At 70.6% G+C, this 23,516-nt stretch carries 20 protein-coding genes; 9 read left to right on the plus strand and 11 right to left on the minus strand.

Features of this window, described 5'->3' with window-relative positions; translation table 11 throughout:
- Positions 1 to 11 precede the first annotated feature (11 nt).
- The 10 genes from ACQ859_RS10205 to ACQ859_RS10250 form a co-directional block, all read right to left on the minus strand.
- Positions 12 to 1,325: an ABC transporter permease gene (locus ACQ859_RS10205; protein ID WP_431265676.1), complete on the minus strand. Its 1,314-nt coding sequence runs from the start codon at positions 1,323 to 1,325 to the stop codon at positions 12 to 14.
- An 18-nt stretch (positions 1,326 to 1,343) separates the two neighbouring features.
- On the minus strand, positions 1,344 to 2,750 hold the full coding sequence (locus ACQ859_RS10210) for a TolC family outer membrane protein (protein ID WP_431265677.1): 1,407 nt from the start codon (positions 2,748 to 2,750) through the stop codon (positions 1,344 to 1,346).
- Positions 2,751 to 2,773: 23 nt separating this feature from the next.
- On the minus strand, positions 2,774 to 3,505 hold the full coding sequence (locus ACQ859_RS10215; protein ID WP_431048130.1) for an ABC transporter ATP-binding protein: 732 nt from the start codon (positions 3,503 to 3,505) through the stop codon (positions 2,774 to 2,776).
- A gap of 81 nt (positions 3,506 to 3,586) precedes the next feature.
- Positions 3,587 to 4,855: an efflux RND transporter periplasmic adaptor subunit gene (locus ACQ859_RS10220; RefSeq protein WP_431265678.1), complete on the minus strand. Its 1,269-nt coding sequence runs from the start codon at positions 4,853 to 4,855 to the stop codon at positions 3,587 to 3,589.
- A 165-nt stretch (positions 4,856 to 5,020) separates the two neighbouring features.
- Positions 5,021 to 6,850, minus strand: coding sequence for a glutamine--tRNA ligase/YqeY domain fusion protein (locus tag ACQ859_RS10225; protein WP_431265679.1), 1,830 nt, complete (start codon positions 6,848 to 6,850; stop codon positions 5,021 to 5,023).
- Positions 6,851 to 6,923: 73 nt separating this feature from the next.
- Positions 6,924 to 7,787: a LytR/AlgR family response regulator transcription factor gene (locus tag ACQ859_RS10230; protein ID WP_431265680.1), complete on the minus strand. Its 864-nt coding sequence runs from the start codon at positions 7,785 to 7,787 to the stop codon at positions 6,924 to 6,926.
- Between the two features lie 23 nt (positions 7,788 to 7,810).
- Positions 7,811 to 8,971, minus strand: a complete 1,161-nt coding sequence (locus ACQ859_RS10235; protein ID WP_431265681.1) for a sensor histidine kinase — start codon at positions 8,969 to 8,971, stop codon at positions 7,811 to 7,813.
- Between the two features lie 147 nt (positions 8,972 to 9,118).
- Positions 9,119 to 9,637, minus strand: a complete 519-nt coding sequence (locus ACQ859_RS10240) for a DUF6622 family protein (protein ID WP_431265682.1) — start codon at positions 9,635 to 9,637, stop codon at positions 9,119 to 9,121.
- 223 nt (positions 9,638 to 9,860) lie between these two features.
- Positions 9,861 to 13,223: a hypothetical protein gene (locus ACQ859_RS10245; RefSeq protein WP_431265683.1), complete on the minus strand. Its 3,363-nt coding sequence runs from the start codon at positions 13,221 to 13,223 to the stop codon at positions 9,861 to 9,863.
- Positions 13,171 to 14,796, minus strand: a complete 1,626-nt coding sequence (locus ACQ859_RS10250; protein ID WP_431265684.1) for a helicase HerA-like domain-containing protein — start codon at positions 14,794 to 14,796, stop codon at positions 13,171 to 13,173. Before ACQ859_RS10250 ends, ACQ859_RS10245 begins: the two co-directional genes overlap by 53 nt.
- Positions 14,797 to 14,901: 105 nt before the next feature.
- On the opposite strand from ACQ859_RS10250, the gene ACQ859_RS10255 reads away from it, so the two are divergent.
- The 9 genes from ACQ859_RS10255 to rng all read left to right on the plus strand — a co-directional run bounded on the left by ACQ859_RS10255 (position 14,902) and on the right by rng (position 22,864).
- Positions 14,902 to 15,627: a YebC/PmpR family DNA-binding transcriptional regulator gene (locus ACQ859_RS10255; RefSeq protein ID WP_431265685.1), complete on the plus strand. Its 726-nt coding sequence runs from the start codon at positions 14,902 to 14,904 to the stop codon at positions 15,625 to 15,627.
- Positions 15,624 to 16,907, plus strand: a complete 1,284-nt coding sequence (gene purD, locus ACQ859_RS10260; RefSeq protein ID WP_431265686.1) for a phosphoribosylamine--glycine ligase — start codon at positions 15,624 to 15,626, stop codon at positions 16,905 to 16,907. Before ACQ859_RS10255 ends, purD begins: the two co-directional genes overlap by 4 nt.
- Positions 16,908 to 16,949: 42 nt before the next feature.
- Positions 16,950 to 17,591: a 1-acyl-sn-glycerol-3-phosphate acyltransferase gene (locus ACQ859_RS10265; RefSeq protein ID WP_431265687.1), complete on the plus strand. Its 642-nt coding sequence runs from the start codon at positions 16,950 to 16,952 to the stop codon at positions 17,589 to 17,591.
- Positions 17,588 to 18,523 carry an oxygen-dependent coproporphyrinogen oxidase gene (gene hemF / locus ACQ859_RS10270; RefSeq protein ID WP_431265688.1) on the plus strand — a complete coding sequence of 312 codons (936 nt, stop codon included), beginning with the start codon at positions 17,588 to 17,590 and terminating at the stop codon, positions 18,521 to 18,523. The genes ACQ859_RS10265 and hemF overlap by 4 nt, the downstream gene beginning before the upstream one ends.
- 28 nt (positions 18,524 to 18,551) lie before the next feature.
- Positions 18,552 to 19,196 (plus strand): nicotinate (nicotinamide) nucleotide adenylyltransferase, encoded by a 645-nt coding sequence (nadD, locus tag ACQ859_RS10275; RefSeq protein ID WP_431265689.1) that lies wholly within the window; start codon positions 18,552 to 18,554, stop codon positions 19,194 to 19,196.
- Positions 19,197 to 20,165 carry a ribosome silencing factor gene (gene rsfS / locus ACQ859_RS10280; RefSeq protein WP_431265690.1) on the plus strand — a complete coding sequence of 323 codons (969 nt, stop codon included), beginning with the start codon at positions 19,197 to 19,199 and terminating at the stop codon, positions 20,163 to 20,165.
- A gap of 4 nt (positions 20,166 to 20,169) precedes the next feature.
- Positions 20,170 to 20,640 (plus strand): 23S rRNA (pseudouridine(1915)-N(3))-methyltransferase RlmH, encoded by a 471-nt coding sequence (gene rlmH / locus ACQ859_RS10285; protein WP_431258647.1) that lies wholly within the window; start codon positions 20,170 to 20,172, stop codon positions 20,638 to 20,640.
- A gap of 7 nt (positions 20,641 to 20,647) precedes the next feature.
- Positions 20,648 to 21,256: a Maf family protein gene (locus ACQ859_RS10290; RefSeq protein ID WP_431265691.1), complete on the plus strand. Its 609-nt coding sequence runs from the start codon at positions 20,648 to 20,650 to the stop codon at positions 21,254 to 21,256.
- 114 nt (positions 21,257 to 21,370) lie between these two features.
- Positions 21,371 to 22,864: a ribonuclease G gene (rng, locus tag ACQ859_RS10295; RefSeq protein WP_431265692.1), complete on the plus strand. Its 1,494-nt coding sequence runs from the start codon at positions 21,371 to 21,373 to the stop codon at positions 22,862 to 22,864.
- On the opposite strand, the gene ACQ859_RS10300 is transcribed toward rng, so the two are convergent.
- A complete protein-coding gene (locus tag ACQ859_RS10300) occupies positions 22,843 to 23,442 on the minus strand; it encodes a hypothetical protein (RefSeq protein ID WP_431265693.1) in 600 nt (199 codons plus the stop codon). The two genes, rng and ACQ859_RS10300, sit on opposite strands and share 22 nt — an antisense overlap.
- Positions 23,443 to 23,516: the final 74 nt, after the last annotated feature.

Here is a 23,516-nt window from a genome sequence, read left to right on the forward strand (position 1 = left end):
TCCTCAGGGCCTCATTGCGTCTTCAACTGGATGGCGGGCGTGATCTGGCACGCGCGCCACGCGGGCAGCAGGCCGGCCAGCAGGCTGGCCGCGAGCGAGACGCCCAGCGTGGTCGCCAGCATCTGCCAGTCCAGCTGCGCGAGCTGGGCGTAGTCCGACGGGTTCTGCCGCACCACCCACAGGCCGACCCAGGTCAGCGCCAGGCCCAGCAGGCCGCCCACCAGGCCGAGCGTGCCGGCCTCGACGAGGAACTGCAGGAAGATCTGGCGCCGCGGCGCGCCCAGGGCGCGGCGCACGCCGATCTCCCCGCTGCGGCGCAGGCACTTGGCCAGCAGCAGGCCGACGGTGTTGGTCAGGCACACGGCCAGGAAGCCGAAGGCCAGCAGCACCTGCAGCTTGATGTCGCTGGGCACGACCTTGCGGATCGCGAGCCATTCGTTGACGCCGCTGAGCTTGGGGTTGGACGGACGCTCGAAGCGGCCGGCCTCGCGCTGCTGGTCGGAATACTGCGTCAGGTAGGTCTTGTAGTCCGCGACCTGCTGGGGCGTGTCGAGCTGCACCCAGTACTGCAGCCACGCGCACGGCGCGTTGGGCGAGCGCGGATCGACGCCGTCGGTCCGGCCCCAGCAGCTCATGTTGCCCGCGGCGCCGAACCGCAGCGACAGCGAGGTCGACAGCGGGATGTAGACGTCCGCCGCCTTCGCGTAGGCGCCCAGGGTCAGGTCGTAATAGTGCGGGGCGGGACGGAAGGGCTTGAGCACGCCGACGACGGTGAAGTCCTTGTCGCGCAGCCGCACCGTTTTGCCGCGGCTGTCCTGGCCGCCGAAGAGCTTGTCGTTGAGCTCGGTGGAGATGACCGCGACGCGCGCTTCCGAGGTGTCGTCCGCGGCGGACCAGCCGTTGCCGTAGCGGAACGGGGCGTCGAACATCGCGAAGAAGTCCGCCGTCGTCCAGCGTCCACCGGTGAAGAACGGCGGCTGCGCGGCGTCGCCCGAGCCGGCCGGATCGACCGCGATGAACGAGCCGGTCATGATGACCTGGTGCACCGCGCGCTTGGCGCGCAGCAGCTGCTCGGCGTCGAAGCGGGTGAGCTGCAGCTCGGGCTCGTCGCCCGGCTTCCAGTCGCGCTTGGACTCGGCGTCGAGCTGCACGTTGAAGAGCCGGCTGCTCTTGTGCGGGATCGGATCGCCGGACATGACGTGGAACACCGTCAGCGTCGTCATGCAGGCGGCCACGCCCATCGCGATCGACAGCAGCATCAGCACCGTCAGGCCACGGTGGCTGCGCATGGCGCGCAGGGCGAGTTCGAGGTAGTAGGTCAGCATGGGGAGTCCTCTCTCAGCTCACGGCTTGATGGACGAGGCCGTCGTCCTGGCCGACGTCGATGTCGATGTCGATGTCGCGGGCGATGTCGCGGGCGATGGCATGGGCGCGGCGCTCAGCAGCGTGTTCACGGACGCGAGTTCCGGCTCGCCGAGCGCGCCGGCCGCCTGCTGCAGCAGCAGCTTGGACAGCACGTAGCGATGGCGCGCCTGTTCCCAGGCGTTGCGGGCGTTGCTCTGCGTCTGGATCGCGAGCAGCAGGTCGGTCATCGTGCGCAGACCCAGGTCCAGGCCGCTGCGCGTGGAGGCCAGCGCCTTCTCCGCCGCCTGCACCGCGGCGCCGGCCGTGCGCATCTGGCTCAGCGCGGACAGCACCGCCTGGTACTGCGCCTGCGTCTCGCGTGTCATGGACCGGCGCGCGCTTTCGAGGTCGTCGCGCAACTGCTCGCGCTGGTAGATCGCCTGACGCTTCTGCGACTCGGTCGCGCCGCCGGCGAAGATCGGGATCGTCAGCTTCAGGCCGACCGTCGTCGTGTAGCGCCCCGAGTCCTGCGGCGCGACGGCCGGGCCCGACAGCCGCTGGCCGTCGAGGCCCGCGCTCAGCGTCGGCAGATGCGCGGCGCGCGCGGCGGCGACGCGCTGGTCGCCCGCGCTCACCGCCAGCGCGGCGGCCTGCAGCGACGGGTTGTCGCGCAGCGCCTGCGTGACCCAGGCCTCGGGATCGGCCGGATCGGGCATCAGCATCGCGAGGTCGGGCGCCAGCGGCTTGAGCTCGCCCGGCATGCGGCCGGTGATCTGCGCCAGCGCCTGGCGCGCGTCGAGGAGCTCCTCGCGCACCGAGGCCGTGTTGCCGCGGGCGAGCTCGTAATACGCGCGGCCCTGTTCGACGTCCAGCGAGGCCGACAGCTGCGCGTCGAAGCGCGACTGCGCCTGCGCGACCTGCTGGCCGTAGACGTCCTCGATCGCCTGCGCGGTCTGCAAGGTGGCCTGCGCGTTCAGCACGCCGAAGTAGGCGCGGGCGACGCGGGCGCAGAGATCGGCCTCGGCGGCGCGCACGCGGGCGTCCTCGGCGGTGACCAGGGTCTTGGCGGCGTCCCAGCTGCGCAGCCGGCTCAGGTCGACGAGGACCTGGTTGAGGCTGTGCGTCAGCTGATGCTGGCGGCCGTCGTCGCGGGTGTGCGATTCGCTCAACTGCGCGGACCACTGCGGCAGCAGCTGCGCGCGGGCCTGGACGGCGAGTTCCTGCTGCTCGCCGCGCACCGCGCGGGCGCCGGCCAGCACGGGATCGGCGGCGCGCGCCTGCGCGTAGATCTCGAGCAGGTCCTCGGCGGCGGCCGGCAGGCAGCCGCCGGCGCAGAGCAGCGCCGCCGCGATCGCCGGCATGATCGCCGGGACCATCGCACGCCTTGAAGGGAAGGACAGTTTCATGGTCGGACGGGGTCGGGACCGGATCAGGCGGACGTCGGTGTGAAGGACTTGGCCGCGCGCAGCAGCTCGGGGTCCATGTGGAGCTCGGCGGCGATGTCGACGACCTGGCCGTCGATCACGTGCACGTTGCGCTGCGCGCGCGCGGCGAGCTGCGGATCGTGGGTGACCATGACGATGGTGGCGCCGTCGCGGTGCAGTTCCTCGAGCAGGTCCATGACGCTGCGCGCCATCGCGCTGTCGAGGTTGCCGGTCGGTTCGTCGGCGAGCAGCAGTCGCGGCGAGCCGGCCAGCGCGCGGGCGATGGCCACGCGCTGCTGCTGGCCGCCGGAGAGTTCGGCGGGGTAGTGGCGCTCGCGCGCTGACAGGCCCACGCGGGCCAGCGCGTCGCGGGCGCGCTGCTGGCGCTCGGCGGCCTTCATGCCGCGGTAGCGCAGCGGCACCTCGATGTTGTCCAGCACATTCAGGTCGGGGATCAGGTTGAAGGCCTGGAAGATGAAGCCGATCTTCTCGTTGCGCATGCGCGAACGTTGCGTGTCGTCCATGCCGCTGACGTCCACGCCGTCGAGCTGGTAGCGGCCGCCGGTGAAGGCCTCGAGCAGGCCGGCAATGGTCAGGAAGGTCGTCTTGCCCGAGCCCGACGGGCCGGTCACCGCGACGAACTCGCCTTCGCGCACGTCCAGGTTGAACTCGCGCAGGGCGTAGGTCTCGATCATTTCGGTGCGGTAGACCTTGGAGAGCGATTGCATCTTCAGCATGAGGTTCCTCGCGGACGGTGATGGGGTGGGAATCGTTGAAAGAGGAAGCGGCGGAGCGTCGATGGCCGAGGGCTCACGGACTCACGGGCTCAGCGTGACGCGCTCGGCGCCCTCGAAGGCCTGGGTGCCGGCGATGACGACTTGCTCGCCGGGCTTGAGGCCTTCCAGGATCTCGACCTTGGACAGGCTTTGCGCACCCAGCCGGATCGGACGCTTGACCGCCTGCCCGTCCTGCACGACGTAGACGAAGCGGCCGCCGCCGTCCTCGACGAAACTGCCGCGCGCCACGGTCAGCACCTTGTCTCGCTTGTCCAGCAGCACGCGCACCGAGAGGCGCTGGTTCTGGCGCAGCTGGTCGGGCGTGGCGCCGTCGAAGCGCAGGCGCGCGGCGACCTCGTTGTTGACGACCTCCGGCGAGACCGTGCTGACCAGGCCCTTCCACTGCCGGCCGTTGCCGGAGATCTCGCCCGGCATGCCGATGGCGAGGTCGCGGGCGAAGCTCTCGGGCACCTGCATCTGCACTTCCAGCGCCGTCAGGTCGACGACGGTGAGCAGGCCCACGCCGGCCGCGACGTTGGCGCGTTCGGCCACCAGCAGCTGGCCGACCTGGCCGTCCACCGGCGAGTGCAGTTCGAGTTCGGCGACCTGGCGCTCCAGGTCCTTGACCAGCAGCTGCTGGCGTTGCAGCGCCTGCTGCTTGGACTGGAGCTCGAACTTCAGGCTGTCGTCCTTGAGACCGAGCCCGGCCTGTGCGTGGGCCGCGGTGATGCGGGCCTTCTCCATCGCGTCGCGGGCCTTCTCGACCTGCATGCCGGCGACGGCGCCGGCGTCGAAGGCCTTGGTCTGGCGGTCCAGGTCATTGCGCGCGGTCTGCAGGTCGATCGCGGCGTTCTCATACGACGAGCGCAGGGCGGCGCGCTGCTCGCGGCCGTCCACCTCGGCGCGCAGCGCCTCGGTCCGCAGCGCGTCCGCGTTGCTCTGCTCCTGCGCGAGCTTGGCGCGCAGGTCGGGGCTGTCGATGACGCCCAGCAGCTGGTCCTTGGCGACCTTGTCGCCGGCCTTCACCTTGAGCACCAGGTTGCCGCCGTGCAGCGCGTAGACGGTGGGGCTCATCGCGGCGACGACCTTGCCTTCGCCGGCGACGTCGCGCACCAGCGGACCGATCTCGACGGGGGCGACCGACAGGCGCTGCAGGCTGACCGAGTTGCCGCTGCCCAGCATCCGCTGCACGGCGGGCGCGGCGGCGAACGCGGCGATCAGCAGTCCCGCGCCGGCCAGTGCCAGCCAGAGGCGGCGGCGTCCTTGGGGGCGGGCGAGGGGGACGTCCTGTCCGGAGGTGTCGCGAATCATTGAGGTGTCCGAGGGCGGTGTCGTGTGATCGATACCGCACTGGATCGCAAGCCCTGTGCCAGGCCGCGATTCCTCAATAGTCCTTGTCAGATCAATGACTTGCCGTCATCGAGGTCCGCCCGCCGAGTGTCCGCGGACACTCGGACGGACAGTGTCCGGACAGACTTACTTCGCGAAGTTGTCGCGCAGTCCGGTGATCTTGTTGAACACCGGCGCTCCCGCGCGGTGGTCGACGCGATCGGCGACGAAGTAGCCATGGCGCTCGAACTGGACCTTGGTGTCCGGCGCGACGTCCTTCAGCGACGGTTCCAGATAGCCGGTCGCCACGCGCTTGGACGCCGGGTTCAGCAGCTCCAGGAAGTTGCGGTCGCTGGCGTCGGGCTGGGCTTCGGTGAACAGCCGGTCGTACAGGCGCAGCTCGGTGGCGATGCCTTCATGCACGCCGACCCAGGTGATGACGCCCTTGACCTTGACCGCGTCCGCGCCGGGCGTGCCGCTCTTCGTGTCCGGGACCAGCTTGGCCAGCACCGCGGTGATGGTGCCGTCGGCCTCCTTCTCGCAGCCGGTGCACTCGATGATGTAGCCGTACTTCAGGCGCGCCTTGTTGCCGGGGAACAGGCGGTGGTAGCCCTTGGACGGGACTTCCATGAAGTCCTCGCGCTCGATACACAGCTCGGGGCCGAGGCTGAACGACCGCGTGCCGAGTTCCGGCACATGCGGATGGGCCGGCGCCGAGCAGGGCTCGCGGTGGTCGGTCGAGCCGAAGATCTCGGCATAGTTCTCGAGCTTGAGCTTCACCGGATCCAGCACCGCCATCGCGCGGGCGGCCTTGCCTTCGAGGTCGGCGCGCAGGTAGCCGTCCAGCACCGCGTACTCGATCCAGGCGTTGGTCTTGGACGCGCCGGTGCTCTCGACCATCGCGCGGATCGCTTCCGGCGTGTAGCCGCGACGGCGCATGCCGACCAGCGTGGGCATGCGCGGGTCGTCCCAGCCGGCCACGTGGCCTTCCTCGACCAGCTGGCGCAGCTTGCGCTTGCTGGTGACGACGTAGGTCAGGTTCAGCCGGCCGAATTCATACTGGTGCGGCAGCGGGCGCGCGAGCAGGCCGCCTTCGGCCAGGTGCTCGACCAGCCAGTCGTAGAACGGGCGCTGGTCCTCGAACTCCAGCGTGCAGACGCTGTGGGTGATGCACTCCAGCGCGTCCTCGATCGGATGCGCGTAGGTGTACATCGGGTAGATGCACCACTGGTCGCCGGTGTTGTGGTGGGTCGCGCGGCGGATGCGGTACAGCGCCGGGTCGCGCAGGTTGATGTTGGGCGACGCCATGTCGATCTTGGCGCGCAGCACCATCGAGCCGTCCGGGTGCTTGCCGTCGCGCATCTCGCGCAGGCGGGCCAGGTGTTGCTCGGGCGTGCGGTCGCGGAACGGGCTGTTCTTGCCCGGCGTGCCGAAGTCGCCGCGGTTGGCGCGCATGTCCTCGGGCGACTGCTCGTCGACGTAGGCCAGGCCCTGCGACACCAGGTACTCGGCGCCCCGGTACATCAGGTCGAAGTAGTTGCTGGCGTAGTAGAGGTGGCTGGTCTCCTGGCCGTCGACGCCGGGCGCGTCCCAGCGCCAGCCCAGCCACGCGACCATCTCCTTGATCGCGTCGACGTACTCCTGCTCTTCCTTCTCCGGGTTGGTGTCGTCGAAGCGCAGGTGGCAGATGCCGCCGTAGTCGCGCGCCAGGCCGAAGTTCAGGCAGATCGCCTTGGCGTGGCCGATGTGCAGGTAGCCGTTGGGCTCTGGCGGGAAGCGGGTGCGGATCTTCGCCGGGTCCAGCGGGCCGGCGGCGTGGTGCGCCGCGTCGCCCGGGCTGCCGCCGAAGTGGCGCGCCGGCTGGAAGCCCTGCTCCAGGTCGCGCTCGATGATCGCGCGCAGGAAGTTGCTGGGCTTGACGGCGGCGTCCGTCTTGTCGGGCGCGTTCGCGCCGGCGGTCTTGTCAGGGCTGGACATCGATGGGTGGAGTCTCAAGAGAGGCGGACGATTCTACGTGCCGTCCGGCAGGGCCTCTCCCGGGCGTGGATGTTCACATCGCCCGGAACAGATGCCCGTACATCCGGCTCACCGCCAGCCGCTCGGGCCGGCGGCGCAGCCGCAGGGTGAGCTTGCCGGTGTCGTCGCGGTGCACGCGCTCGATCGCGTCCACGTGCACGATGTGGCCGCGGTGGACCTGCCAGAAGCGGTCGGTGTCGAGCTGGGGAAGCAACTCGCGCAGCGAGATGCGCACCAGGTACTCCTGGTCGGCGGTCAGCACGCGGACGTACTTGTCCGCCGCTTCCAGGTACACGACGTCGTCGACCGGCACCAGCACGATGGACTCGCCGACGCCGACCTGCAGGTGCCGCAGCGGCGTCGCGGGGCCGCCCGTCGCGGCGGGGGCGCCCGCCGGGGCCGCGGCGGCCGTTCCCCCGGCCGCGGGGGCCGCCGGGACGCCCAGCAGTCCCCGCAACTGCTCGATGGCCGATTCGAGGGCCGCGGGCGGCTGCTGTCGCTGCGCGAGCGCGGCCTTCAGGCGTGACACCGTCTGCGCGAGCCGTTCCCGCTGCACCGGCTTGAGCACGTAATCCACTGCCGCGCGGTCGAAGGCCTGCAGCGCGAACTGGTCGTAGGCCGTCACGAAGACCAGCAGCGGGAAGGGCGAGCCGCCCGCCGCCGTGTCCTCCCAGTCGTCCGCGAGCTGCGCGGCCGCTTCGAGGCCGGTCATGCCGGGCATGCGGATGTCGAGGAAGCAGACGTCCGGCCGGTGCGTCAGCGCCATCGTCACGGCTTCCTCGCCGTGCGCGGCCATCGCGACGATCTGCAGCTCGGGCCAGAGCGCCTTCAGTTCCTGCCGCAGGTGCGCGGCCAGCAGTTCCTCGTCTTCGGCAATCAGGGCGGTGGGCATGGGCATTCCTCCAGGAAGATCGGATCGGTTCAGGGCGCGGTGCCGGGGGCGGGGCCGGACGCCGCGGACGTGGACGTGGGCGTGGGCGAGAGCAGCGGCATGCGGATCCGCGCCCGCGTGCCGCCGCCCGCCGGGCGCGACAGGTCCAGCCGGGTGAGTTCCAGCCGTGCCTGCGGTCCGCACGCGACCGCCAGCCGGTCGCGGACCTGCACGGTGCCGAAGCCGCCTTCGGGCGAGCGGGCGGCCTCGGCGTCGAAACCGGCGCCGTCGTCCTCGACGTCCAGCCACAGCTGGCCCTCGGCCTCGGCCGCGCGCACCCGCAGCGTGCCGCCGCCGACGTGCGGTTCCAGGCCGTGCTTGATGGCGTTCTCCACCAGCGGCTGCAGCAGCAGCGGCGGCACCGGGACCTCGCGCAGCGCGTCGGGCAGCTCGAATTCGAAACGCAGCCGCGACCCCATGCGGACCTGCATCAGCGCCAGGTAGTCGGCGATGCGGGCGAACTCGTCCTTGAGCGGATGGCGTTCGGCGCGGGAGCCCGACAGCGTGGCGCGCAGGAAGGCGATCAGGTGGTCCAGCATCGCCTGCGCCCGGTCCGTGTCCATCCCGATCAGCACCCGCAGGTTGGCGAGCGTGTTGAACAGCATGTGCGGCTCGAGCTGCGACTCCAGCAGCCGCAGCTGCGTCTCGGCGGCCTGGCGGCGCAGGGTCTCCGCGCGGGCCTCGGCCGCGGCGATGCGGTGGCGGGACAGGAAGAACAGCGTCGCGCCGAAGCCCGGGATCAGCGCGATCACCATCACGCTGAACACGCGGCGCAAGGGGCTGGAGAGCAGGCTCTTCTCCTGCAGGCCGGTCACCATGTTGGCGACCTCCACGCCCAGGCTGTAGCCGACGGCGGTGCCCAGCAGCAGGCACAGCACCATCAGCGGCCAGCCCGGCCAGTCGAAGGGTTCGGCCGGCGCGCGGCCGAGGCGGTCCAGCAGCCGCCAGCGGACCCAGCCCAGGCCGTAGCGCAGCAGGTTGATGCTGGCGGCGCAGAACAGCGAGATGAAGAAGCAGTAGATCAGCGTCGGGCGCAGGGGCTGGTTGAAGATGGCCACCAGCGCCAGGGAGATGACCACGGTCAGCGTGAGCACGATGAGCACGTGCCGGACGATCCAGCGCACGGGCGGGGAGAGGGGCAGGGGGCTCATGGGGGCGGAGTGTCGGCGATGGCGCCGGGGAGGCGGCTAGTGGTTGCTCCCGGGCGGACCGGGCGGTCCGCCGGGGGGCGTGCGAGGGGCGCCCAGGGGCGGGGTGCGCCCTGGGGCGTGCCGGCGTCCGTGCCGGTGTCTGCCCGCTCAGGCCGCGATGGCGGCGGACGCCTGCGGGCGGTGGGACAGGATGTTGAGGGCGCGGCCCAGGAAGGCGCCGCTGAACAGGCCGAAGGTGGCGCTGAACCCGATCGCGTAGGCGAGGTTGCGGGCGTAGTCGGGATGCAGGGCCAGGCTCATGCCGGAGGCGAACTTCAGGACGAAGATGCCGGCCATCAGCGCCATCGGCACCCAGCTGCCGGGGACGATGAAGCGGCGGCTGCCGGCGTCGTAGCGCACGTTGCCGGGCCAGCGCAGTGCGCGCAGCGTCAGGACGCTGGCGACGATGCCCAGCAGCCAGGCCAGGCCCGCCAGGCCGTCCAGGCCGAAGCTCTTCTCGACGCCCCAGGCGCCGAACACCAGCCACAGCGCCGGCAGCACGATCAGGCGCTTGGCGCGCATCGCCGTGTCGCGGGTCTGCTTGAGGCCGAAGTACAGGATCATCACCAGGATCGCCCAGACGAAGCCGGGGATGTGGGACAGGATCTGGATCGGGGTGGGGGTCATGGCGGGCTCCGTGAGGCTGTGCGTTGTCGATGGATCGACTGTCTTCGAGCCCGCCCGGGCCGGCCATGGGATTGCGACAGGGCGTCCGGTTCCGGCGCGAACGGTGGCCGGACGGCGTGAAGTGCAGCGGCCGTGGACGTACTGAAGCCTCTTGCTCCCTCTCCCGCTTGCGGGAGAGGGTGGGGGTGAGGGCCAGCGGCGGTGGCAGTACCGAAGCCGTGCCTCAGTAGAAGTACGGCGAGCGCTTCGCCCATTCCGACTTCGGGTACAGGCGGTGCAGGGTCTGGAACATGGCCTTGGACTGGGCACTGTTGTCCTTGTCCACGCAGCCGCCCTTGGTCGACTGGATGCCGACGTACAGCAGCCAGGGCAGGTCGGCCGGACGGTCCGGGCGCTTGCTCTCGGCCAGCACCCACTTCGCATAGGCGCCGGTCGCGCTGCCGACCGTGCGCAGCGCGGCGCGTTCCCGCCCCACGGCCTCCAGGGCCGGCCAGCCGGATCCGGCGCCGGGCACCGGGTCCGGCTCCAGCTCGGCCGCCGGGTCGACCCCGCCGCCCGACGTGTCCAGCCGGCACCACATGCCGGCCGCGGCATCCTGCGGGTCGGCGGCCGTGAGGTCGGCGGCGACGTCGGCCGATCCCGAACCGTCGCTCAAGGAGGCCGACAGCCGCGGCCGCGTCACCGACGCGCGCCACAGCGCGCCCCGGCGTTCCGCGTCCGTCGTCGCGCGGAGATAGGGGCCGGTCAAGGTCTCCCCGTCCGCGCGTGGCAGCAGCGTCGCCAAGGTCGAGGCCGCGCTCCGTGCGAGGTCCACGCGGCCCAGCAGGTCCGCGCGCCACCACAGCCCGAAGGCCACCTGCGCCCGCACCGACGGCGTCACGGCCGGCGACTCGGCGGCGGCCTTCCATTCGTCCAGCGTGAAGCGCCGCACCAGCACCTCCGCGCCGTCGAAGGCCAGGGCACGCCGCTTCGGCGGCGGGAAGTCGTAGGGATAAGGCACATCGCCGGCGTTGAAGCGCGACCAGGCCCCGTACTCGCGACTCAGCCACGGCAGCGCGTCGGCCGGCGTCGCCGCCAGCTTCAGGGCTTGCTCGGCGATCAGGTTGCGCGCCGTCGTCGACGGTCCGCCCGGCGCCGCCGTCAAGGCGGCCAGCTGGGATCGCGCCCGGTCGAACTCGCCGGCTTCACGCAACAGGCGGACCTGCTCCAGTCGCACCGTCATCCAGCCCGGATGCGACACCGGCACGCGATCGGCCGCCGCCTGGATCGCCTTCCAGGTCGCCGCCTCCTTCACCAGCCTGGCGCCGTCGGCGCAGGCCATCGCCGGAATCAGCCACAGCACGCTCTCGGGCTTCGCCTTCCAGCGCGCCGCCTGCGGGGGCACCGCCGGCGTCGGGGTCGCGGTGGAGGACGCACCGCAGGCCTTGTAGGTCCGGATCCAGTCCATCAACGGCAGCGCGTCCAGCTTGGCGACCCGCGCGCTCCGCACGTCCTCCCGGCCGCCGTCCAGCCAGTGATCGGCGATGCGCGCCCAGTCCGCCAGCGCCTGGGGCGACGGCGCCTTGTCTAGCGTCGCCAGTTCCCGGGTGAGCTGCGTGAAGCGCCGCTCCGGTTCGGTCAACGCGCGGACGAGGTTCAGGAGGTTCTCCGCCGCCTGTCGCTGGACGGTCCAGTCCGCATGCGCGGCGATCTTCGCGGCCATCGGCTGCAGCCGGTCGAGCAGCACCGGCGACAGCCGCTGCGGCGCGCCGTCGTCGTTGCCTTGCGCGGGCAGGGCCAGCGTGGCCTCGCGCACCAGCGTCCGCATCCGCGCGAGCGACGCCCAGGCCTGCCACGGATGGCTGTCGTCGGCGGCGATGGCGGCGAAGCCGCTCTCGGCCGCCGCCCAATCGCCGCTGTAGAAGGCGGACGCCGCGCGCTGGTACTGGCGCGCCTGACGCCAGGCGAGCGCCTCGTCCGCCGGCAGGTCCGTCAGCGCCGGCGGCGCGACGGGCGGTGTCTTCGGCGCCGGGAAGGTCTTGGCCGCGAGGTCGGGCGCGCACTGCGCGAAGACGAGGTCCTGGCCGTCGACCCAGGCGCGCAGGCGGGCGGGCGTCGCGTCCGGGCGCTGGCGCAGCCTCGCCAGCGTCTCGACCGCGAAGGCGTAGGCGCCATCCGGACAGTTCAGGAACTCGACGTAGGAGCGCGGGGCGGTCTCCTTCATCGAGCCCGGTCGCCAGCGCGGCAGCTCGGCGACGAGTTCCTTGCGCGCAGCCAGCCAGGCCGCTACCGGCGGATGCCGTTCGGGCTCCCAGGAGGACTGACCAGCCCCCGCGTCGCAGCAGGCCTTGTCCAGCCACTCGCCAGCAATCGGCACCAGCGGACGGTGCGCGTCGGCGCTCGCGATCGCACGCCAGGCCGTGTACAGCATCGGCCGCGAATACGTCGGCAGCACCACGCCCAGCTGGCCCTGCACGTAGCGGTCGAGCCGGATCTCGGTGCGGCTCTCCGCGACGAAGTCGTTGGCGTCGTCGAAGCCGCTGGCGCGGGCCGGCCCCGTGGCGGCCCCGCCGGCGAGCAGCAGCGCGATCGTCGTCAGGCGGATCCTGGCGCGGGTGGTCGTGGTCATCGAATCGTCTCCCTCTTCAGCGTGATGACGTTGCAGGCGTTGTCGTGTGGGCGGCCGTGGCGGTGCCCGTCGTGGCCCCTTGGTCGCGGCCGGGGAGGCCGTCGCATCGCCCCAGATGCGCGTTTCCCATTCGGGCGGCCAACGCGTCGTCTTGCCACGTGCCAGGTTGAACCAGTAGCGCTTCGGCCAGCGGCGCTGCCAGTCCGCCGGCGGCGTGTCCTGCGGTGAGAACCCCGCGGCCTCGTGGCGGCAGCGCGGGTGCAGCGTGTCCGCGCCCTCGGCGAGCTCCCGCTGCCAGCGGGCCGTGTCGCGACCCAGGCGGAAGAACATCGGCACGACCTCGTCGGCGGCGATCGGCGTGATCCAGGCGCTGCTGCGGCATTGCCAGGCCAGCAGCGTCACCGACAGCCGCGTCGACGCCGGCAGCGCCGCGCGCAGCTGGCGCACCAGCGCGTGATAGCTGTCGCGCTGCGAGGGCACGGCCTCGAAGTCGAGCTGCACCCAGCCGCTCGTCGAACGGGAGGCCGCGTCCAGCACACGCTGGACGATGGCGCGGGTCTGGCGCTCGGTGAGCGCGCGTCCCGGCGACGCGCTGGCGCCCGCGCCGTCGTACAGCTCCCCTGCCGGCACCGGCCGCCGGCCCTGGGGCAGCGGGTCCACATGCACGACCGGCGTCACCGGGCGCCCGCCCGGCGGGGGCAGGCCTTGCCGTCGCGGTTGCTCCTCGATGCCGTCGGGCGTCAACCGCATCTGCGTGACGGTGACTGCCCAGGCCGTGGCGCTGGCCGGCGGCGCGTGGTGGTCCCAGACCCAGGCGATGTCCGACGGCCCGGGGTCGGGTCTTGCGGCCGCGGCGGGCAGGACGGCGGGGGCGATCGTGGCCCGGGCCGGCTCGGCCGCCCAGGCGGCGCCCGGCGCCGCCAGCTCAGCGGCGGCGCTTAGTACCGCCGCCGCCCAGCAGGCTGCCCAGCACGCCACGGACGATCTCCCGACCCACCGACGATCCGATGCTGCGCAGCGCGGACTTGGCCGCCGTCTCCGCCAGCCCCTCGTGACGCCCGCCGCGCGGGCCGGTGCTGCCGAACAGCACGTCCTTCAGGCCGCCGAGCAGCCCGCCGCCGTCGTCCTGTGCGGGCGCCGGGGCGGGCGCGCCACCGCGGCCCGTGGTCGGCGCGCGGCGGAAGGCCTCGTCCGCCTCGTCGGCGATAGCCCCCGCACCGGCGCCACCGCGCGGCGATCCGGCCTGCGATGGCTGCGGCGCCGCGTCGGCGCTCGTGGACGCCCGGCCGGTCAGCTTTTCATAGGCCGACTCGCGGTCGATGTGTTTCTCATAGACCCCGGCGACCAGCGAGCCTTTGATCAGCGCCTGGCGCTGCTCCGGCGTGATCGGGCCGATCTGGCTCCCTGGCGGCAGCACGAAGACCCGCTCGGTGATGGTGGGCCGGCCCTTCTCGTCGAGCAGGCTGATCAGCGCCTCGCCGACACCCAGCTCGGTGATGGCCATCGCGATGTCCAGCCCCGGTTTCGGCCGCATCGTGTCCGCCGCCGCCTTGACGGCCTTCTGGTCCCGAGGCGTGAACGCCCGCAACGCATGTTGCACCCGGTTGCCGAGCTGCCCCAGCACCGTGTCCGGGATGTCCAGCGGGTTCTGCGTCACGAAGTAGACGCCCACGCCCTTGGAGCGGACCAGCCGCACCACCAGTTCGATCCGTTCCACCAGCGCCGCTGGCGCGTCCTTGAACAGCAGGTGCGCCTCGTCGAAGAAGAACACCAGCTTGGGCTTGTCCAGGTCGCCCACCTCGGGCAGCGCCTCGAACAGCTCCGACAGCATCCACAGCAGGAAGGTCGCGTACAGCCGCGGCGCGGCCATCAGCTTGTCCGCGGCCAGGATGTTGATGACACCGAGCCCATCCGACGTCTGCATGAAGTCGTGGATGTCGAGCATCGGCTCGCCGAAGAACTTGTCGCCGCCTTGCGCCTCGATCTGCAGCAGCCCGCGCTGGATCGCGCCGACGCTGGCCGCCGAGACGTTGCCGTACTGCGTCGTGAACTCGCTGGCGTTGTCGCCGACGTGCTGCAGCATCGCGCGCAGGTCCTTCAGGTCCAGCAGCGCCAGGCCGTGGTCGTCGGCGATCTTGAAGACCATCTGCAGCACGCCGCCCTGGGTCTCGTTGAGCGCCAGCATCCGCGACAGCAGCAGCGGCCCCATGTCGGAGACCGTCGCCCGCACCGGATGGCCCTGCTCGCCGAACACGTCCCAGAGCGTCGTCGGGCAGGCGATAGCCGCCGGCGGTTCGAAGCCGCGCTCCTTGAGCACCGCCAGCAGCTTGGTCGACGGCGCGCCGGCCTGCGAGATGCCGGTCAGGTCGCCCTTGACGTCCGCCATGAAGACCGGGACGCCCATCTGGCTGAAGGATTCCGCCAGTTTCTGCAGGCTGATGGTCTTCCCGGTGCCGGTCGCGCCGGTGATCAGGCCGTGGCGGTTGGCCAGCGCGGGCAACAGCTGGCACTCGATGTCGCCGTGGCGGGCCAGCAGGATCGGGTCGGCCATGCGGAAGTCTCCAGAGGCAAAAAAGCTAAAATCGCAGTCTAACGAAGCAACCACCGCGCCGCCCCGGAGAATTTCTTCCGGGCCGCGTCACAGGAGAACGAGGACATGGCAGGGCATTCCAAATGGGCGAACATCCAGCACCGCAAGGGTCGCCAGGACGAGAAGCGCGGCAAGGTCTGGACCCGTCTGACGCGTGAAATCATCGTCGCGGCCCGCGCCGGCGGTGCCGACATCAACATGAATCCCCGCCTGCGTCTGGCGATCGAGAAGGCCAAGGGCGCGAACATGCCGGCCGACAACATCAAGCGCAACGTCGACAAGGCCACCGGCAACCTCGACGGCGTGACCTACGAGGAAATCCGCTACGAGGGCTACGGCATCGGCGGCGCCGCGATCATCGTGGACTGCATGACCGACAACCGCGTCCGCACCGTCGCCGAAGTCCGCCACGCCTTCAGCAAGTACGGCGGCAACCTGGGCACCGAAGGCTCGGTCGCCTTCCAGTTCAAGCACTGCGGCCAGCTGATCTTCGCGCCGGGCACGTCCGAGGACAAGGTCATGGAGGTCGCGCTGGAAGCCGGCGCCGAGGACGTCCTGACCGACGACGACGGCGCCATTGAGGTGCTGACCTCGCCCGCCGACTACGAAGCCGTCAAGAACGCGCTCGAGGCGGCCGGCCTGAAGCCCGAAATCGCCGAAGTCACGATGCGCGCCGAGAACACCATCGATCTGGCCGGCGAAGATGCCGCCCGCATGCAGAAGCTGCTGGATGTGATCGAAGACCTGGACGACGTCCAGGACGTCTACAACAACGCGAGCCTGTCCGAATGAAGGTCCTGGTCCTTGGCAATGGTGGCCGTGAACACGCGCTGGCCTGGCGGCTGGCGCAGGGCGAGCGCGTCACCCAGGTCTTCGTGGCCCCCGGCAACGGCGGCACCGCGCGCGACCCGCTGCTGAAGAACGTGCCGATCACCGACGTGAAGGCGCTGGCCGACTTCGCGATCGAACAGAAGATCACGCTGACGGTCGTCGGCCCGGAGGCCTTCCTGGCCGCCGGTGTCGTCGACGAGTTCCGTGCCCGAGGCCTGCGCATCTTCGGACCGACCAAGGCCGCCGCGCAGCTGGAGAGCTCCAAGGCCTTCGCCAAGGAGTTCATGAAGCGCCACGGCATCCCGACCGCCGCCTACGAGACCTTCAGCGACGCGACCCAGGCGCATGCCTACGTCGACGCGCAGGGCGCCCCCATCGTCATCAAGGCCGACGGCCTGGCGGCGGGCAAGGGCGTGGTCGTGGCGATGACGCTGGCTGAGGCGCACGAGGCGATCGACTGGATCCTGGCGGACAACAAGCTGGGCGTGGTCCACAACGAAGGCGGCGCCCGCGTCGTCATCGAGCAGTTCCTCGAAGGCGAGGAAGCCAGCTTCATCGTGCTGTGCGACGGCAAGCACGTCCTGCCGCTGGCCACCAGCCAGGACCACAAGCGCCTGCTGGACGGCGACCAGGGGCCGAACACCGGCGGCATGGGGGCGTACTCGCCCGCGCCGGTGGTGACGCCCAACGTCCACGCCAAGGCGATGCACGAGATCATCATGCCGACGATCCAGGGCATGGCCCGCGACGGCGCCCCGTTCACCGGCTTCCTGTACGCCGGGCTGATGATCGACGCGCACGGCCAGCCGCGCACCGTCGAGTTCAACACCCGCATGGGCGATCCCGAGACGCAGCCGATCATGATGCGTCTGAAGAGCGACCTGTTCGAGGTGCTGATGCACGCGACCGACGGCACGCTCGACCAGGTCGAGCTGCAGTGGGACCGTCGCGCCGCGCTCGGCGTCGTGATGGCCGCCAGCGGTTATCCGCTGTCGCCGCGCAAGGGCGACGCGATCTCCGGCCTGCCCGAGGACGGCGAGGAGGCCATGGTCTTCCACGCCGGCACCACGATGCAGGACGACGGTCAGCTCGTGACCACCGGTGGCCGCGTGCTGTGCGTCACCGCGCTGGGCGAGGCCGTGCGCCACGCGCAGCAGCTGGCCTACCAGACGGCGCAATCGATCCAGTTCGACGGCAAGCAGTACCGCCAGGACATCGGTTACCGCGCCATCAAGCGCTGACCCGGGCGCCGAGCCGACCGCCGCCCCGACCGCTGACCTGACGTGGCCCCTTCCGCCCCCCGCCGATGGACCGGCGCGCTGACGCCGATGCCCGGCGGCAGCGCGCTCGCGCGCGCCGTGCTGGGCGCCTTCGGCTGGCGCATCGTCAACGACGGCCTGCCGGGGAAGCAGGGCGTCGTGATGGTCTATCCGCACACCTCGAACTGGGATTTCCCCATCGGCGTGCTGACGAAGTGGAGCCTCGGCTTCCAGCTGAAGTTCTGGGCCAAGGACAGCCTGTTCAAGCCGGCGATCGTGGGCCGCTGGATGCGGTCCATCGGCGGCGTGGCGGTGAACCGCCGCTCGGCCAACGGCATGGTCGCCGACACGGTCCAGCAGATGCGCGACGCCAAGGCGCGCGACGAGTCCTTCTGGCTGATCGTCGCGCCGGAGGGCACGCGCGGCTACGCCGACCACTGGAAGTCCGGCGCGTACCACGTGGCCGTGCAGGCCGGCGTGCCGGTCGGGCTGGCCTCGTTCGACTTCGCGACGAAGCGGGTGCTGTTCACCGACTTCGTCGAGGTCAGCGGCGATCCGGCGCGGGACTTCGCGCTGTTCGCCGAGGTGCTGCAGGGCCGCCAGGGCAAGTACCCCCAGAACGCCGGACCGATCCGGCTGAAATCCAAGGACGGAGATCCCCGATGAATACGCAGTTGGTCCGCGATTACCTGCTCGGTCTGCAGCAGCGGATCGTCACGACGCTCGAGCGTCTGGACGGTCAGGAATTCATCACCGACGCCTGGCAGCGCGAGCCCGGCGGCCGCCTCGAAGGCGACGGCCTGGTGCGCCTGATCGAGAACGGCGCCGTGTTCGAACGCGGCGGCGTCAACTTCTCGCATGTGCGGGGCCGGGTGTTGCCTCCCTCGGCGACGGCGCACCGGCCCGAGCTGGCCGGCGCGCCGTTCGAGGCGATGGGCGTGTCGCTGGTGCTGCATCCCCACAACCCGTTCGTGCCCACGGTCCACATGAACGTGCGCATGTTCGCGGCGCTGCCGCCCGATCGCGAGCCGGTCGTGTGGTTCGGCGGCGGCATGGACCTGACGCCGTACTACGGCTTCGAGCGCGACGCGCAGCACTTCCACCGCACCTGCCGCGCGGCGCTGGAGCCGCACGGCGAGGCGCTCTATCCGCGCTTCAAGCAGTGGTGCGACGAGTACTTCCACCTCAAGCACCGCAACGAGCCGCGCGGCGTCGGCGGCATCTTCTTCGACGATTTCGCCGAGGGCGGCGTCGAGAACGCGTTCGGCATGGTCCAATCCGTCGGCGACGCGTTCCTGCCCGCCTACGAGCCGATCGTCGATCGCCGGCACGGCCTGGCCTACGGCGAACGCGAACGCGACTTCCAGGAATACCGGCGCGGACGGTACGTCGAGTTCAACCTGGTCTTCGACCGCGGCACGCTGTTCGGGCTGCAGTCGGGCGGGCGTACCGAGTCCATCCTGATGTCGATGCCGCCGGTCGCGCGCTGGCGCTACGACTGGCAGCCGGAGGAGGGCTCGCCGGAAGCCAGGCTCTACAGCGACTTCCTCCGCCCCCGCGACTGGGCGGACGAGGTGCCGACGCACCTGTGGTTCTGAAGGCGCGCGTGAGCCGGAAGGATCAGCCGTGAGCGACAGCGCGTCCGTAAACCCGACGGGGTCGGGTCGTGTCCGTCAGGTCGGGTGGTTCGGCGGATCCTTCGATCCGGTGCACCGCGCGCATCTGGCGCTGGCGCACGCGGCCCTCGAGCAGCTGGCGCTGGACGAGGTGCGCTGGATCGTCGCCGGGCAGCCGTGGCAGAAGGCGGGCCGCCGGATGGCGGCCGCCGCGGACCGCGCCGAGATGGTGCGGTTGACGATCGCGGGGCAGGGCGGGGATCCCCGCTTCGTCCTCGACGATCGCGAGATGAAACGCGCCGGACCGAGCTACACGCTCGATTCGGTGCGCGAGTATCAGCAGGAGCGTCCCGACGACGCGCTCTGGCTGATCCTCGGGCAGGACCAGTTGGCCGGCTTCCCGAGCTGGAACGGCTGGGAGGAACTGGTCGAGCGCATGGGGCTGGCCGTCGCGGCCCGCGCGCAGGACAAGGTACAGGCGCCGGCGGCGCTGCTGGAACGGCCGCACCGGCTGGTCCGGCTGACGATGCCGGCGCTGGAATGGTCATCCACCGAGGCCCGCCGACTGGCGGCCGAGGGCGCTGACGTAGGGCCCGTGGTGGGCGAAGAGGTGGCGGGTTATATTTCCCGGCACCGTCTCTACAGTGAGAACTGAATGGACATCAAGAAACTGGAACGTGCCATCGTCGATGGTCTCGAGGACGTGAAGGGCCAGGACATCCTGGTCTTCGACACCGAGCGCCTGTCGCCCCTGTTCGAGCGCGTGATCATCGCCTCGGGCACGAGCAACCGGCAGACCAAGGCGCTGGCCTCCAGCGTGCGCGAGACGGTCAAGAAGCGCGGCATGCAGGTCATGCGCACCGAGGGCGAGGACAACGGCGAATGGATCATCGTCGACTGCGGCGCCGCCGTGGTCCACCTGATGCAGCCCGCCATCCGCCAGTACTACCACCTGGAAGAGATCTGGGGCGGCAAGCCGGTCAAGCTCAAGCTGGGCAACGGCGGCACCAAGCTGGTCAAGGCCTCCGAGCCGATGGACGACGAGGACGACGCGCCGAAGGCGAAGAAGTCTTCCGCCAAGAAGGCCGACAAGGCCGACAAGGCCGACAAGTCCTCGGACAAGAAGGCGGGCAAGGCTGAGAAGGCCGAGAAGGCTGACAAGGCCGGCAAGAAGTCGGCCAAGGTCAAGTCCGTCGACGGCGAGGTCATCGGTGCCGCGTCGAAGAAGGCCCCGACGCGCGCGACCGGCACGAAGTCCGCCGCCGCCAAGTCGGCGACGAAGGCCGCGCCGGCGAAGACCGCCGCGACCAAGTCCGCCAAGCCGGCGGGCAAGCCTGCCGCGAAGAAGACGAGCATCAAGACCACCGCGGCCACGGCCAAGCCTGCCGCCAAGACCGCCCGCAAGTCCGCCGCCACCCAGGCGCCGGTCGAGACGGTGAAGGTCGGCAGCAAGAAGCCGGCGACGAAGAAGGTGTCGCCCAAGGTCGCCGCCGCGAAGCCGGCCACCGCCGCGAGAAAGCCGGCTGCGAAGCCGGCTGCAAAGCCGGCCGCCAAGTCGGTGTCCAAGCCGGCCGCCAAGAAGACCACGGTGAAGACCGGCACGAAGTCCAAGGCCAAGGCCTGACCCCGTGCGGCTGGTGTTGTGCGCGGTCGGGCAGAAGATGCCGGCCTGGGCCGATGAGGCCTATGAGGATTTCGCCAAGCGCTTCCCGCCCGAGATGCGGCTGGAACTCAAGGCGGTGAAGGCGGAACCGCGCACCACCGGCAAGTCGACCGAGCAGCTGATGGCGGCCGAGGCCCTGCGCCTCGACGCCGCCTGCCCCAAGGGCGCCCGGCGCGTCATCCTCGACGAGCGCGGCGAGCGCGTCACCTCGAAGCAGCTCGCGCAGCGGCTCGAGTTCTGGCGCGGCGACGGGCGCGACGTCGCGATCTTCATCGGCGGCCCGGACGGCCTCGACGACAGCATCAAGTCGAGTGCCGACGAGAAGCTGCGCCTGTCCGACCTGACCCTGCCGCATGCCTTCGTCCGCGTGCTGCTGGCCGAAGGCCTGTACCGGGCCTGGTCCGTCATGGAAGGCCATCCGTATCACCGCGAATGAACTGACGATGTCCGCAGATTTCCTGTACCTCGCCTCGCAGAGCCCGCGCCGGCGGCAGTTGCTGGCGCAGATCGGCGTTCGTCATGAACTGCTGCTGCCCGGCGCCGACGAGGACGCCGAGGCGCTGGAGGCGGTGACCGATGGCGAGTCGCCGGACGACTACGTGCGCCGCGTCACCGCCGCCAAGCTCGATGCTGCGCTGCAGCGTCGCGCGCGCCGCGGCCTGCCGTCCGCGCCGGTGCTGTGCTCCGACACGACCGTGGCGCTGGGTGATCGCATCCTCGGCAAGCCCGATGACGCCGCGCATGCGTCGGCGATGCTGGCCAGCCTGTCCGGCCGCGAGCACCGCGTGCTGACGGCGGTGGCCGTCGGCCTGCCGGACGGCCGCGTGTTGAGCGCCCTCAACGTGTCGCAGGTGCGCTTCGCCGCCATCGGCGACGAGCGCCTGCGCGCCTACGTGGCTTCGGGCGAACCCATGGGCAAGGCCGGCGCTTACGCGATACAAAGTCAGGCCGCCGCCTGGATCGAACACATCGCCGGCAGTTATTCGGGCATCATGGGCCTGCCGTTGTTTGAAACGGCGGAGCTGTTGCGGGAGGCCGGTTTCCCCGTCTGACCACGGACGTGAAACCGGAGCGGCAGCGGACCCTGGACCGACGAAGCTTTCCGGAAGGCGACTCGAGCGTTGCCGCCAGCCCCGAGGCTGACGAGAACGCTGGAGTACAAGAACATGGAAGACATCCTGATCAACTGGACCCCGCAGGAGACGCGGGTGGCTGTGGTCGAGAACGGGTCCGTGCAGGAACTGCACATCGAACGGACGCTGGAACGGGGCCTGGTCGGCAACGTCTACCTCGGCAAGGTCGCGCGGGTGCTGCCGGGCATGCAGTCCGCGTTCATCGACATCGGGCTGGAGCGGGCGGCCTTCCTGCATGTCGCGGACCTGCACCTGAACGGCGTGAATCCCCGCGGCCATCACGGCCCGCATGGCGAAGCCGCGCAGGCCGTGCCGATCGAGCGCCAGGTCTACGAGGGCCAGGCCTTGACCGTGCAGGTCATCAAGGACCCCATCGGCACCAAGGGCGCGCGGCTGTCGACGCAGATCTCCATCGCCGGCCGGCTGCTGGTGCACCTGCCGCAGGACAACCACATCGGCATCTCGCAGAAGATCGGTTCGCCCGAGGCGCGCGACGCGCTGCGCGCGCGCATGCAGACGCTGGTGTCCGCCGGCGTCCACGACGGCAACACGGGCGGCTTCATCCTGCGCACCAATGCCGAAGAAGCCAGCGACGACGAGCTGGGCGCGGACATCGCTTATCTGCGCAAGACCTGGAACTCGATCCGCGACAAGTCGCTGACCCTGCCGCCCGGCAGCCTGCTGTTCCAGGACCTGAGCCTGGTCGAGCGCGTGCTGCGCGACCTGGCCAGCGACCGCACCAATTCGATCCGGATCGACGCCAAGCTCCAGTACGACGTGGTGCGCCAGTTCGGCGAGACCTACATGCCGACGGCGACCGCCAAGCTCGAGCTGTACCGCGGCGAGCGCCCGATCTTCGACCTGAACAACATCGACGCCGAGATCGCCCGCGCGCTGGCGCGGCGCGTGGACCTCAAGTCGGGCGGCTACCTGATCATCGACCAGACCGAGGCGATGACGACGATCGACGTCAACACCGGTGGTTTCGTCGGCGCGCGCAACTTCGACGACACGATCTTCAAGACCAACCTCGAGGCGGCCGGCGCCATCGCGCGCCAGCTGCGGCTGCGCAACCTGGGCGGGATCATCATCGTCGACTTCATCGACATGACCCGCGAGGAACACAAGACCGCGGTGCTGCAGGAGTTCCGCAAGCAGTTGAGCCGCGATCGCACCAAGGTGACGATCGGCGGTTTCACGCAGCTGGGACTGGTCGAACTGACGCGCAAGCGCACGCGGGAATCACTGGCCCGGATGCTCTGCGAGCCTTGCCCGACTTGCGAGGCGCGCGGTCAGGTCAAGACGGCACGCAGCATCTGCTACGAGATCCTCCGGGAGATCCTGCGCGAGTCGCGGCAGTTCAATCCGAAGGAGTTCCGCGTGGTGGCGGCGGCGAATGTCGTCGAGATGCTGCTCGACGAGGAGAACCAGCACCTGGCCGGCCTGTCGGACTTCATCGGCAAGCCGATCTCGCTGACCGCCGAGCCGACGAACCAGACCGAGCACTACGACATCGTCTTGATGTGAGCGAGGGCGCCGCTGCCCAGCTGGGCAGCGCAGGTCGATGCGAGCGGCCATGGCACCGTCGTCAGGCCCTCCTCGAAACCGTGGAGCGCGAGGGCCGTCGCCTGCCGTGCCGGCATCGCGGGCGCGTGGTCGTGGATCAGGCCCGCGGTGGCGCTGGCCGCGGCGACCGCGGCATCCCGGATCCCCATCGGCGAGTGCTCCAGATAGGCCAGCACCGGCAGGGTGAGGCGCTCGTGCACTTCGATGAACGCGAGACGCGACAGCGCCGCCGTCATGCAATGGGGATCGACGTCGTCCCGGTGGAGGACATGGCCCAGCTGGTGCAGGGTCGCCAGCAGCACCTCGCGCAGCCGGGCGCCGTGGATCTCGGCCTCCGCCGACGGGACGCGCATGCCTGGCGCGAGCGCGCCGGTGTCGATGCGGAAACTGCGGAACATCAGCAGGCCGGCCAGCCGCGCAGCGCCGAGGATCTGCGTCTGCGCATGGGCCAGGCCGCTGCCGGTGACCAGTTGGGCGCGGACCAGGCGATGGAAGTGGGCCGTTGCCGCGACCAGGTGCTTGAAGGAACTGCCAGTCATCGTGATGTCTCCCTGAGAATCCGGTGCGCCAGCGAAAGAATTGATTTTGGGAAGCGTGCTGGCGCGGCGCCATG

It is taken from the genome of Roseateles chitinivorans (assembly GCF_050632235.1).
Classification (GTDB): Bacteria; Pseudomonadota; Gammaproteobacteria; order Burkholderiales; family Burkholderiaceae_C; genus Roseateles; species Roseateles chitinivorans_A.